The sequence below is a fragment of the Hymenobacter terrenus genome (assembly GCF_000972495.1).
Lineage (GTDB): Bacteria > Bacteroidota > Bacteroidia > Cytophagales > Hymenobacteraceae > Hymenobacter > Hymenobacter terrenus.
Genome location: NZ_LATM01000005.1, coordinates 128,055 through 140,332, shown reverse-complemented (window position 1 = coordinate 140,332; position 12,278 = coordinate 128,055). Strand labels below are relative to the sequence as shown.

Below are 12,278 nucleotides of genomic sequence, written 5' to 3'. Positions count from 1 at the left end.
CCTCTCAAAACGCTAAAATCTATGGAATCTTTAACTGGAAAAGTGGCCCTCGTAACTGGCGCGGGCAAAGGCATCGGCCGCGCCGTGGCCGTTGCGCTTGCCGCCGAAGGAGCCTCGGTCGGCTTGCTGGCCCGCACAGAGAGTGACCTGCAAGAAGTAGCCGCCGAAATCATTGCCGCGGGCGGCACCGTGGCTACCGCCGTGGCCGATGTGGCCGACCGCACCGCCGTAAACGTAGCCGTGGCCAAGGTGCAGCAGGAGCTGGGCCCCATCGGTATTCTGATTAACAACGCTGGTATTGGCACCTTCGCGAAGTTCCTGGACATGGAGCCCGAGGAGTGGGAGCACATCGTTCAGGTGAACCTGATGGGGACGTACTACGCCACGCGCGCCGTGCTGCCCGGCATGATAACACGCCAGACCGGCGACATTATCAACATCTCCTCCACAGCTGGGCAGCGCGGGGCGGCTGGCACCAGCGCCTACAGTGCGTCCAAGTTTGCCGTGCTCGGCCTCACCGAGTCGCTAATGCAGGAGGTGCGTAAGTATAATATCCGCGTGTCGGCCCTCACGCCCAGCACGGTGGCCACGCCCCTGGCCCTGAGCAACAACCTCACCGACGGCAACCCCGACAAGGTGATGCAGCCCGAGGATTTGGCCGAGTTCATCGTGGCCCAGCTGAAATTGAATCGCCGGATTTTCATCAAAGAGGCGGGCATGTGGTCGACCAACCCGTAGGTTGACACGATTGGAATAGCAAAGCGCCCCCGCAACGCGAGTCGCGGGGGCGCTTTGCGTGTAGGCCGAGCCTGCTGAACCGCGATTCCACGCTGGTTGCCGCGCTACAGCTTATCAAATGGGGTATTTTGAATGCGGTAGGATTTCCAGTCTTTGAAGTCGAAGTGCCACCATTCGGCTTCGAGAACGGTGAAGCCGTGCTGTTCCATCTTGCTCCGGAGCAGGTCCCGCAGGGCGCGCTGCTCCGGGGTGCCCCCGGCATAGTTGGAGTAGGAGCGGGGGCTCATCTCATCGTAGGCTCCCGTCATCGCGACTTCTTTGCCCGTGGCTAACTCGCACAAGCTCAAGTCGACGGCGCAGCCCCGGTTGTGCCGGGAGCCTTTATTGGGGTTGGCGACAAATTCCTTCTTCGACGGCGGCGTGCTGTCCCACATTTCTTTGGTGATGCGCCAGGGACGGTACCCGTCAAATACCAACAGCTTGTAGCCAAGGGGTTTCAGCTCCTGGTTTACCTGCACCAAGGCTTCGGCGGCGGGGCGCTGCAAGAAAGCTCGGGCTGCCGGATACAGGGGCCGGCCCATAAAATTACTGCTGGTGGCGTACCGGATATCCAGTTGCAGGCTGGGGTCGAGCTGCGTCAACTCCACCAGGTCGGATGCTTTGAACTCGCCGATTTCCTGCGGCGGCCTGGCGGCGCAGCTGCTCACCATGACTAGTCCGTAAAGTGCCCACAGCTTGGATAAGACTCGGTATTTTCCTTGAAAAGGATGCATGGTAGCGTCGGGACAGGATTGAACGTTGAGCCAAGATAAAAAACCAAAGGCTACAAAGGCTGGCTTAGAGGGGTTGGGGGTGAGGTGAACCCGCTACGTCAACCGCGTCATACCCTCCAATGGCCAACTGCGACTATCAAGAATGAGCGTAATGATTTGGCTATGCAGGGGTAATGTTGAAAGCCGGAGCTTTACCGGACCTTTTCAACCAAACTACCCATGAAACCCTCTCTACCGCTGGCCGCCCTGGCTGCCCTCTCCCTCACGTACTGCTCCGCCGACCACGGCGGCGACGTGCAACCCGTCGCCGCTATCCGCCCGGCCAATGCCACGGCCACCGGCACCCTGATTGGCCCGCTGGCCGAGAAGAAGTTCTACAAGCTCTTCGATGGCTACGACAGCGGCGACAACTTCGAGGGCAGTGGCGTGTATACCAATGGCGGGCGCTACTTCGTGGTGTTCGACAACCGTTACAAGCTCGGGTCCATTGCCAGCAGCCTACCCGAAAATAGCTCCCAGAATACCCTCACCGGCAGCGGCTCGGGCTCATCAAATTTCGAGGCCCTTGCCTACGACGGCAATAATACCCCCCACTACTACGTGGCCGAGGAAACCGTTGCGCACGACGGCGCCTACTACCCCCGCATCCGTCAGTATGATACCAGTCTGGGCTACCAAAACAGCCTCTGGACCGATGTGGCCTTCAGCAGCGGCAATAGCAACAAGGGCTTCGAAGGCGTGGCCTACGTCCGCCGCGACGCCGATGATTACCTACTGGGTCTCATCGAAAGCACGGGTCAAATTAAGGTGTTGAAGAAAACCAGCGGCGCCTGGGTCACCCAGGCCACCATCCCCGCGCCCGTCGCCTTCCCCGACTACAGCGACTTCGCTATCCGGGGCAACCAGGTGGCCATTACCACCCAGGAGGGCAGTCAGCTATGGGTAGGCACCCTGAGCAGCACTAGCTGGAACTTCACCGACGCCGGCCAAGTGTATGATTTTCCCCGCGGCAGCAGCAACGGCACGGTGGGCGCCGGCTCGAACGTACTCTATGGCAACATTGAGGGCGTGAGCTGGCTTGACGCCACCACCCTGGTTTGCGTCAGCGACAAGGCCGACAACTCGCAGCCCAGCTACCAGCAATACAAAGACCAGAGCATCCACCTATTTCAACTGCCGTAGCCAATGGTGCCGCGGCAACGGGCCTCCGGAGCCTTAGCATTAAAACAGTTGAGCTAATTGGCAACGCGTGAAAACGTGCGCCGGCAAGACTGCTGTTATACATACAAAGGGCCCCTTCCGCTCGGAAAGGGCCCTTTCAATTGTCCTGCCCAGATACCTTATACTAGGAGCCCTGTTCTAGTCCGGCTTCCGTGTTGCCCTTGCCTTTGCCCTTCTTCGCCGCTGTATCGCCCTGTCGGTCCCGCCGCACCCGCTTCAGCAGCTGCTTGAAGGTATAATCTGCCAGCTTGGCCTTATCGGAAGTACGGTAGAGGGCCTTGCCATCGGCCAAAACGAGCTGCATGAAGGCGTAGAGGGCATTCAGAACCTTGATATTCTCCTGCGTGAGGCTTTTTTGGGTGCTGGTGCCGGCGCCTTGGGTCGTGGTATTAGTCACCAGGTCGTCGTACAATTCCTGGAGCTGGGCCGTGTCTTCGGGCTTCTGACCCTTCTTGGCGAGGGCGGCTTCGTTGGCCGCGATGTTCTGCAAAGTGGTTTTAAGACCCGCCGCCAGGGCTACCTTCTCGTTGTGGTTGCGGGCCCGGCGGGCTGCCTCGATGCCAAAGCGGGTGGCGGGAACCGTCAGGCCCTCGGCGCGACGCACGCGGGCGGCCAGCCGGTCGAGCAGCGCTGGCAGCTGGGTATACAACTCCTGTAGGTGCTGGGTAACCACCATGCCCTTGGCCAGCTGCACCGACGACGGCACGAGCGCCACGGCCGCCGCTACTGCCGCGTCGTAGCGCGTCAGGTAGTCCTTGTCGTAATCATCGGGTAGCAGTTCGGTCAAGGCGGCCAGGTCGCGCTCCACGCTCACGCGCAAGAGGCGGGCCAGGGGCACCAGCTCGTCGGCGTGGCACTTATAATCGGGATGAATGGGTTCCATGAGCAGCAGAAAAACGGGTTAAGTGTTGAGCAAGGTAATACAAATTCAACCAGAACCTTGTGCCGTTGCTTACAGCTTGTTTTTAAGCCGGTAGGAAGCGGATAAGCGCAGAAAAAAAAGACAGCTACTACCGAGGCAAAGCCACTCTGGATTGGGGAATGAATGTTTGAGATAGCGCAATAGCGTTTCGAGGCAAAGAGATACGGCTCTGAGCTAGGGAGATGAAGTGTTGAGCTAGAGGGATGAAGTTTTGAGATAGGGGGATGCCATCTTGAGATAGGGAAATGGCGTTTTGAGACGGAGCAATAACGTTTCGAGCTAGGGGGATAAAGTTTCGAGATGGCGCGATGCCCGTTTTGTGCCGCGTCATAAGCCGAAAACAAAACGGGCGGCCCATTGGGCCGCCCGTCACTCGTAGTCACTGGTTTCGCTTACAAAATCCCGCTCAGGAAGCCGGGTGCGATGCCGAGCACAATGGTCAATAGGGCCAGCAACGCCAAGGTTGCGGTCTGAATACCATCGACCGGCACGGGCGTAGCATCGGTTTCGGCGGGGCGCAGGTACATGGCAATGAGCGGCCGGAGGTAGTAATACAGGCCCACCATGCTCATCACCACGGCGAATACAATCAGGCCGATGTAGCCCTGGCCCGCCGCTGCTGCGAGCAGGAAAAACTTGCCGAAGAAGCCACCCGTGAGCGGAATACCGGCCAATGAAAGCATGGCCACCGTCATGGTGAAGGCCAGCAGCGGGTTGGTTTTGCCCAGGCCATTGAGGGCGGCGTAGTCGTCGCGCTGGCGGTGGTCAGCCACCAGCTTCAGCACCCCAAACGCCGCTACCGTGGCGATGGAGTAGGCCAGCGAGTAGAAGAAAATGGCGCTGGCGGCCTCGCCGGTGAGGATGCCCTTGCTGGCTACGAGGCCAATGAGCAGGTAGCCGGCGTGGCTCACGCTTGAGTAGGCCAGCATGCGCTTGGTGCTGGTTTGGGCCGCCGCTCCCACGTTGCCGAGCAGGAGGGTGAGGGCGCACATGGCCTGAATCGTCGGCAGCCAGAAACCCTGGGCGGCGGGCAGGGCCACGGCCAGCAGCTTGAGGAAGGCCGCGAAACCAGCCGTTTTCACCACCGTGCTCATGAAGGCGGTGAAGAAAGTGGGTGTGCCTTCGTACACGTCGGGCGTCCAGAAGTGGAAGGGCGCGGCCGATATTTTAAAGCCGATGCCAATAATCATCATCAAAATGCCGATGTAGAGCATCGGTTGCAGGCTGGCATTGGCGGGCGCGGCCACGGCAGTAGCCAGCTGCGAGAGGGCAAAAGTGCCCGTAGCACCATAAAGCAGCGCAATGCCGAAGAGCAGGATGCCCGTGGCAAACGCCCCCATGAGGAAGTATTTCAGGGCTGCCTCGTTGGAACGGGAGTCACGCTTGCGTGAGCCCGCTAGCACGTACATGCTGACGCTCAGGATTTCGATGCCCACGAAGAGCATCAGCAGGTGGTCGTAGCCAACCATCATAATGGCGCCGACCAGCGAGAACAGCAGCAGGGCGTAGTATTCGGCCAGGTTGCTTTCGCCATCCACCACGTAGCTGCGCGAGAAGGGCAGCAGCAAAAGGGTGGTGAGCAGCACGACGCCCGTGAAGGCCACTGTGTAGTTGTCCACGACCAGCATGTTGTTGAAATACGGCGCATGGGCCACGTTCCAATCGGCGTAGTTGGCCCCGAATACGGCCAGTAGCAGCAGCATGGCACCGGGCAGCAGCACCTTATTCGAGCGCAAAAAGCCCAGGAACAGGTTGAGGATGCCGAAGACAGAGAGGAGAATAATGGAGGTCATGGAACAACTTCTAATAAGACGTCGGGCAGTGGGCAAGGCCCAACAAAACGTCATGCTGAGCGCAGCCGAAGCATCTCTACCGCGCAAGTATTTAGTTAGTATTGAGGTAGAGATGCTTCGGCTACGCTCAGCATGACGTTCCTTTTATCGTTAAAAATGGAAGCCGGTTTCTACCGCCCAACCAGCGCCAGAATGTTGGTAACGGCTGGTTCGGACAAGTGCAGGAATGAGCCCGGAAACAGGCCCAGCCAGAACACCAGCGCGATGAGCGGCACCAGCACCAGCAGCTCGCCCCCGGTAAGGTCGGTGATGGTTTCGGAGAACGTGGAGTCGGGGCCGAGCATGACGCGCTGGAACATGCGCAGCAGGTACACGGCCGAGAAAATGATGGTGAGACCCGCCACCGCGCCCGCCCAGGCATTGTATTGGTACACGCCGGCCAGCAGCAGGAATTCGCCCACGAAGCCCCCCGTGAGCGGCAAGGCCACGGTGCTGAGCAGCATCACCAGAAAGCACACCGAGAGTACCGGCGTACGGCGGGTAAGGCCGCCCAAATCGGGGATGTAGCGGGTACCGGTACGACGCTCAATGGCGTCGGCCACGAAAAACATGCCCACCACGTTCACCCCGTGGGCCAGCATCTGAATAACCGCGCCTTGTAGCCCGATTTGGGTGAGCGAGAACACGCCGGCCGCCATCAGCCCCACGTGCGACAGGGAAGAATAGGCAATGAGGCGCTTCACGTCGCGCTGCCGGATGGCGATGATGGCGCCGTAGATAATGCCGATAATCGAGAGAATGATAACCAGCTTGCCCCACTGGCTCGTGCCCAGCGGCACGACCGGCAGCAGCCAGCGCAGGGTGCCGTAAATGCCCATTTTCAGCATAATGCCTGAGAGCAGCATGGTAGCCGGCGCGGGCGCCTCGGTGTAGGTATCGGGCTGCCAGGTGTGGAAGGGGAAGATGGGCATCTTCACGGCGAAGGCCGCGAAAATCAGCCAGAACAGCCACGACTGCTCCGCCGCGCTCAGCTTCAGGCTATAGAAAGCCGACAGCTCCGAGGAGTGCGTGGCCAGCGAGCCGGCCGCTGGGCCCGTTTGCAAATACAAGTACACGAAGCCCGCCAGCATAAACAGCGAGCCGACCACGGTATAGAGGAAAAACTTGAGCGTTACGGCCACGCGCCGCTCGCCGCCCCAGGCCCCGGCCAGAAAGTAGATCGGAATGAGGGCGACTTCCCAGAAAAAGTAGAACAGGAAGGCATCGAGCGACACGAATACGCCCAGCAGGCCCGTTTGCATGAACAGCACGAGGGCATAGAAGCTGGAAGGATTGTCGTAGTCGCGCTTGAACGCGGCCAGCAATATCAGCGGCACCAAAAACGTGGTGAGCAGCACCAGCAGCAAGCTGAGGCCGTCGAGCCCGATGTGGAAGTTGATGCCCGCCGAGGGAATCCAGGAATAATCCAGGTTGAAAGCTTGCGAGCCCTGGGTTTTGAAGGCGAGCGCGGCGTAGGCAGCGAGGCCAAATTCGAGGAGCGAGGCCCCTAGTGCGAGGGCACGGGCGGCTCCCTTGGTGAAATGCAGCAGAAGCGCAGCAACAAGAGGGAGGAAAAGCAGGACAGCAGTCAGCATCAGCAGGCGGGTTGGGCGCGTTGCGGCACGGGAGAACCCGTCCGCAAATTGACCGCAAACTTACGCATTGAGGAGTAAGGCTCCGCTGTATTTTTAGAACTTCTATCGGCCGGGCCATCTTTCGGCTCATCAGCACGTGGCCGCTAGCGTCCAGCCACTGGGCCGCGTAGAGGCCCGCCGGTAGTGGCGCGACGGCCACTGTCGTTTCGATTCCGGCCATTGGTTGGCGCAGAACTTCCCGCCCCAAGGCGTCGAGCAAGCGCACGGCAGCGGCCCCGCGAGCAGGCTGCCGCAGCGTGAGTACCTCAAATGCCGGGTTGGGAAAAGCAAGGAAGCCAGCGGCATCGGCCGCGGTGGCTGTGGCAGTAGGGCCGCAAAAAATAGGAAATACAAGGACGACGTTTGGGCGTTAACTGCGTCAGCAAACAGCACTAAGCCGAACAGGCAACTCAAGGCAAGTAGAAAATTTCTCGTCAGCGCAAAAGTCTTTACATCGAATAGTTACCTAGACTTGCCAACAAGTTCCTAGTTTAATGAATCGGCCAGGTTTTCTACTTGTTCTCATTTGTTTATGAATTTCCCCATTCTGCGTGTGGCGCGGCCCACCGACAACCTGCCGGCCTTGCGCCGCTTTTACTGCGAAGGGCTGGGCTTGCAACCCCTCGTGTCTTTCACCGGGCACAATGGCTTCGATGGCATCATGCTGGGCCATCCGCAGGCACCTTACCACCTGGAGTTTACGCACCAACCCGGCCACCGTGTAGGCCACGCCCCCACGGCCGATAACCTGCTCGTATTCTACTTGCCCGATGCGGTGGAGTGGCAGGCCGCCGTGCGGCGCATGGTGGCGGCCGGTTATGCTCCGGTATCATCCTATAATCCATACTGGGACAAGTACGGCCGTACTTTTGAAGACCCTGACGGCTACCGCGTGGTGCTGCAAAACGCCACCTGGACACTGTAGCCAGAGTAACAAGTGCCGCCCCGATGCCAAAGAATCAGCCCGTCGTCTCGCGTCTCGCGCCCACGCCCAGCGGCTACCTGCACTTGGGCAATGCTGTGAATTTCGTACTCACTTGGCTGCTCACGCGCCAGGCCGGCGGCACCTTGCACCTGCGCATCGACGACCTGGACCGCACCCGCCTGCGCCCGGCTTACCTCGATAACATCTTTCGCGTCATCGATTGGCTGGGCATCGATTACGACCACGGCCCCAGCGGCCCCGACGACTTCCTACGCCACCACTCGCAACTCCTGCACCTCCCCGAATACAACCGCCTGTTGCGCCGCATGGCTCAGCAACCGGGCCTCGTGCACGCCAGTACCCGCTCGCGCACCAATGGCACCGAAACGCTGGTTTCGCTCGAAATGCCGGGCGCCGCGTGGCGGGCGCACGTGCCCGTTGGCACCAAAATCAGCTTTCAGGATGCCTGCCAGGGCGAAAGCAGTGTTCCGCTCGGCGCCCTGATGCCAGATTTTGTCATTCGCAAAAAAGACGGCGTAGCTGCCTACCAGATAACCTCGGTAGTGGATGACCTACGCCTCGGTACCACTCTAATCGTACGCGGACTGGACCTACAACCGAGTACCGCCGCGCAACTCTGGTTAGCCGCGCAGCTTTCCGAAGCGGCCGCATTTAACACCTCCCGAATTCAGTTTTATCATCACGCGCTCCTCACCAATGCAAGTGGTCAGAAGCTCTCCAAGTCGCAGCAACGGCCGCTTGATGCGGGCGTGCTAGGGCAGGCGCAAGGCCAACAGGCCGTTTTCCGGGCCGTGGCGGAGCTACTAAAGCTCCCCGCCGAAGCGGCAGGAAGCTTACAGGCACTGCAAAAGCAGCTTGCGCTGGGAAACCTCACGTGACCCCTCCGGACGATTATCGCACTTCTTTTTTAAACTGCTCTGCCCAATGGTCGGCTAGGCGCGTAGGTTCGGGCAGCTTATAACCTTTCAGACACGCCAGGGTCAACCGGGTGGCAGTGGCTTGGTCGCAGCGGTGGCCGGGGCTCACGAACAGCGGAAGCACCTTGTCTTTGCTGCGAATTACTTCGCCAAGCAGTTCGCCCGTTTTGGTATCGGTGAGGGGTGAGCTGTTTCCGCGCTCAATGCCTGGTTCCGCGAAAGTACCCGTCAGCTTCTGCTTGGCTACGCCGAAGGTGGGCATGTCGAGCAGCACGCCAAGGTGCGCGGCAATGCCCATGCGGCGCGGGTGCGCAATACCATGGCCGTCAACCATGATAACATCGGGTTTAGTTGTCAGCTTGGCGAAGGTGTGAATGACATTTGGAGCCTCGCGGAAGGAGAGGAAGCCGGGCACGTAGGGCATGTCCACGGGGCCGTAGTTGTAGACCTTTTCCACCAGCTCCAACGACGGGAATTTCAGAACCACGAACACGGAGAGAATGGTATCGGGAGTAGGGAAGGACGAGTCGCAGCCCGCGATGAAACGTGGCTCCTGGGCCAGTGGCTCGGCGCGTACGCGCTGGCGCATTTCCTGCTGCTGTTGGGTGAGCGACTGCACGAGAACCGGGTCGGGTGGGGGGCCGGGCGGGCGGTAGTATGCCATTTTATTATTAAGGGGAAATGGGAGGAAGAATTGGGAAAAAGGTAAACGGCCAGCGGGTGAGCCTACCCGTCGCGCAAAAGTGCGTATACGTGAGCTGAGCTTTAATGCCTATCCAGTAGGATAGGCAGACAGTAAACATTCCAGGCCTGATGCGCCACATTTCTGCGCCACCGCCTAGAATAGAAACGCTAGGTTCTGCTGCTCCACCCGTCTTTCCATTTCTCCTCTTCCATTCAAGTGGACCATTCTGAACAACCCGCCGCCACCGGTTCCGGCCCGTGGCTGGAGCGCCGCTACTTCATCGACGTGGCCCGGCCGCGCCACACACCCACCCAGCTCATGGCCGAAGTGCAGGCCGACGTACCCCGCTTTGCTCCCGAATTGCTGGCCGATTTCAAGAAGAGCGAAGGTGGGCCGGCTGGTTTGCGTGTGGGGCAGGAATTTCAAATCTCCATTCTGGGCCCCTGGAATGGCTGCGTGCGCGTGACCGAAGTGGGCGACACCCTCTTCGAGTTTATTACGCTGGAAGGCCATCCCGAGGCCGGCCGCATTCATTTTGAAGCGCACTACGTGGATGAACGCCCCGACGTGCTGCGGTTTGAAATCCGCTCGAGGGCCCGCTCGCGCGACGGCCTCGTGGCCTTCGCTTACGATACCATCGGTGTTGGCAAGCGCGTACAGGAGGCAACCTGGGTAGAGTTTTGCCGGCGGGTGGCGGCGGCCAGTGGCGGCCAGGCCCTTGGCGACGTAACCGTAGAAACCCTCACCCAAACCGAAAGCGGCTCCCATGACCACGAGCGCCACAACTAGCCCCGCAGCCTGGGAGCAGTACCGTACCCGCCTCGATGCCTACGCTAATGCCCAGGTCAACTACGATTTTACGCGCCAAAACGAGTACACCAGCGCTACCGGCTGGCGCCTCGACGACTACGAAACCGACTTGCCCGCCGAAGCGCCCGGCCCACCCGAAACCGCCGGCTCCTTCGCCGCCGCTCAGGATGTGCTGCGCCGCTACGCTTTCCCACCGCCCGACCTCATCACTGGGATTTTCGCGCCCGATGGGCCGCTCGAAAACCGCGTGATGGTGCTTCGGGCGCAGTTTCTGTTCTTTAAATTCTACTTTGGCGTGCGGGTGAGCGGGGTGACCGACGAGGCCGCCCGCGCTACCCCCGACGGCCCCGAGCGCGTATGGGGCTACGGCTACCGCACCCTCGAAGGTCACTTCGAGCGCGGCCAGATTGACTTCACGATTCACAAAAACCTGACAACTGGCGCGGTGCAGTTTCGTGTCCATGCTGTGTCGCAGCCCGGTCAGATTAGCAACCCATTCTACTGGTTGGGTTTCAAGCTGTTTGGCCGCATGCTCCAACGCAAATTCGCCCGAGAATCGTTACGACGAATGCGGGAGCTGGTATCCGCCGCGCTAACCTCAGCCCCAAACCTTGCCGACATTGGCTAGTTAGCGCCATTTCGTGGTCATGCCCAATTAGCTTTTCGGACAATTCCCAGCATTCCTCCTTCAAAAATTAACCGTCAAAACGCCTCATGCTTCCTACTAAATCTTACGCGGCTTCCGCTGCGAACGTACCCCTGGCCCCTTTCAATTTCGAGCGCCGTGACGTGGGCCCGCACGACGTACTTATTGACATTCAGTTCTGTGGCGTATGCCACTCCGACTTGCACCAAATTCGCGACGAGTGGGGCGGCTCCATCTTTCCGATGGTGCCCGGCCACGAGATAGTGGGCCGCATCACTCAAGTAGGCGACCAGGTGCAGAGCTTCAAAGTGGGCGACCTAGCCGGCGTGGGTTGCATGGTTGATTCCTGTCGCACCTGCCCGAGCTGTCAGGACGGCCTGGAGCAGTATTGTGAAACTACCGGCTTTATTGGCACCTACAATGGCCGCGAAATCGGCACCGGCGCGCCTACCTACGGCGGCTATTCCAATCAGATTGTGGTCGACGAAAAGTTCACGCTGAAGGTGTCGGAGAAGCTTGATTTGGCCCGCGTGGCGCCGCTGCTCTGCGCCGGCATCACCACCTACTCGCCGCTACGGCAGTGGCAGGTGGGGCCCGGCCACCGCGTGGGCGTGATGGGTCTCGGCGGCCTCGGCCACATGGCTGTGAAGCTTGCCGCCGCCATGGGCGCCGAAGTAACGGTGCTCAGCACCTCGCCCAACAAGGAAGCCGATGCCAAAGAGCTGGGCGCTCACAAGTTCGTGGTGACCAAGGAAAAAGAGCAGCTGAAGAGCGTTACCAACTATTTCGACTTCATCATCAATACTGTCTCGGCTCCACTCGACTTGGTCGCTTACCTGAATCTGCTGCGCCGCGACGGCACCATGATTCTGCTGGGTGTGCCACCCGAAGCGCCACAAGTACACGCCTTTAACCTCATTGGCCGTCGCCGCCGCATTGCCGGCTCGCTCATCGGCGGCATCGCCGAAACCCAGGAAATGCTGGACTTCTGCGCCGAGCACAACATCGTGTCCGACATCGAAGTCATCGACATCAAGGACATCAACGAAGCCTATGAACGCATGCTGAAAGGCGACGTGAAATACCGGTTTGTGATTGACCTGGCGACGCTGAATAACTAGGCGGCCTCAGTTGCAGCATAGCCGCGTAACGGC

At 59.8% G+C, this 12,278-nt stretch carries 12 protein-coding genes; 7 read left to right on the top strand and 5 right to left on the bottom strand.

All coding sequences use genetic code 11. The features are described 5' to 3' along the window. Nucleotides 1-21: 21 nt before the first annotated feature. Nucleotides 22-738 (top strand): 3-ketoacyl-ACP reductase, encoded by a 717-nt coding sequence (locus WX88_RS09890; RefSeq protein ID WP_046244274.1) that lies wholly within the window; start codon nucleotides 22-24, stop codon nucleotides 736-738. A 104-nt stretch (nucleotides 739-842) separates the two neighbouring features. On the opposite strand, the gene WX88_RS09885 is transcribed toward WX88_RS09890, so the two are convergent. Beyond that, a complete protein-coding gene (locus WX88_RS09885; RefSeq protein ID WP_156176045.1) occupies nucleotides 843-1,511 on the bottom strand; it encodes a M15 family metallopeptidase in 669 nt (222 codons plus the stop codon). Nucleotides 1,512-1,730: 219 nt separating this feature from the next. Between WX88_RS09885 and WX88_RS09880 the strand changes: the two genes are divergently transcribed. Continuing rightward, the gene (locus tag WX88_RS09880) at nucleotides 1,731-2,693 is read left to right on the top strand and encodes an SdiA-regulated/phytase-like domain-containing protein (RefSeq protein ID WP_046244195.1); all 963 of its coding nucleotides are present in this window, start codon (nucleotides 1,731-1,733) and stop codon (nucleotides 2,691-2,693) included. 163 nt (nucleotides 2,694-2,856) lie between these two features. On the opposite strand, the gene WX88_RS09875 is transcribed toward WX88_RS09880, so the two are convergent. The 3 genes from WX88_RS09875 to WX88_RS09865 all read right to left on the bottom strand — a co-directional run bounded on the left by WX88_RS09875 (nucleotide 2,857) and on the right by WX88_RS09865 (nucleotide 7,081). Next, nucleotides 2,857-3,615 carry a hypothetical protein gene (locus WX88_RS09875; protein ID WP_046244194.1) on the bottom strand — a complete coding sequence of 253 codons (759 nt, stop codon included), beginning with the start codon at nucleotides 3,613-3,615 and terminating at the stop codon, nucleotides 2,857-2,859. A 431-nt stretch (nucleotides 3,616-4,046) separates the two neighbouring features. Beyond that, nucleotides 4,047-5,447 (bottom strand): NADH-quinone oxidoreductase subunit N, encoded by a 1,401-nt coding sequence (locus WX88_RS09870; protein ID WP_046244193.1) that lies wholly within the window; start codon nucleotides 5,445-5,447, stop codon nucleotides 4,047-4,049. 170 nt (nucleotides 5,448-5,617) lie between these two features. Next, the gene (locus tag WX88_RS09865) at nucleotides 5,618-7,081 is read right to left on the bottom strand and encodes a complex I subunit 4 family protein (RefSeq protein WP_046244192.1); all 1,464 of its coding nucleotides are present in this window, start codon (nucleotides 7,079-7,081) and stop codon (nucleotides 5,618-5,620) included. Nucleotides 7,082-7,652: 571 nt separating this feature from the next. Between WX88_RS09865 and WX88_RS09860 the strand changes: the two genes are divergently transcribed. Both WX88_RS09860 and WX88_RS09855 read left to right on the top strand, forming a co-directional pair. Next, nucleotides 7,653-8,045 carry a VOC family protein gene (locus WX88_RS09860; RefSeq protein ID WP_046244191.1) on the top strand — a complete coding sequence of 131 codons (393 nt, stop codon included), beginning with the start codon at nucleotides 7,653-7,655 and terminating at the stop codon, nucleotides 8,043-8,045. 23 nt (nucleotides 8,046-8,068) lie between these two features. After that, entirely contained in the window at nucleotides 8,069-8,944 is an 876-nt protein-coding gene (locus WX88_RS09855; protein WP_046244190.1) for a glutamate--tRNA ligase family protein, read from the top strand. Between the two features lie 13 nt (nucleotides 8,945-8,957). Here WX88_RS09855 and nfi read toward each other — a convergent pair whose 3' ends face one another. After that, nucleotides 8,958-9,647 carry a deoxyribonuclease V gene (nfi, locus tag WX88_RS09850; protein WP_046244189.1) on the bottom strand — a complete coding sequence of 230 codons (690 nt, stop codon included), beginning with the start codon at nucleotides 9,645-9,647 and terminating at the stop codon, nucleotides 8,958-8,960. Nucleotides 9,648-9,884: 237 nt separating this feature from the next. Here nfi and WX88_RS09845 point away from each other — a divergent pair, with 237 nt between their 5' ends. The 3 genes from WX88_RS09845 to WX88_RS09835 all read left to right on the top strand — a co-directional run bounded on the left by WX88_RS09845 (nucleotide 9,885) and on the right by WX88_RS09835 (nucleotide 12,245). Further along, entirely contained in the window at nucleotides 9,885-10,457 is a 573-nt protein-coding gene (locus WX88_RS09845) for a DUF1990 family protein (protein ID WP_052732540.1), read from the top strand. Then, on the top strand, nucleotides 10,435-11,106 hold the full coding sequence (locus tag WX88_RS09840; RefSeq protein ID WP_052732539.1) for a DUF1990 domain-containing protein: 672 nt from the start codon (nucleotides 10,435-10,437) through the stop codon (nucleotides 11,104-11,106). The genes WX88_RS09845 and WX88_RS09840 overlap by 23 nt, the downstream gene beginning before the upstream one ends. Before the next feature lie 86 nt (nucleotides 11,107-11,192). Then, entirely contained in the window at nucleotides 11,193-12,245 is a 1,053-nt protein-coding gene (locus WX88_RS09835; protein WP_046244187.1) for an NAD(P)-dependent alcohol dehydrogenase, read from the top strand. Nucleotides 12,246-12,278 lie beyond the last annotated feature (33 nt).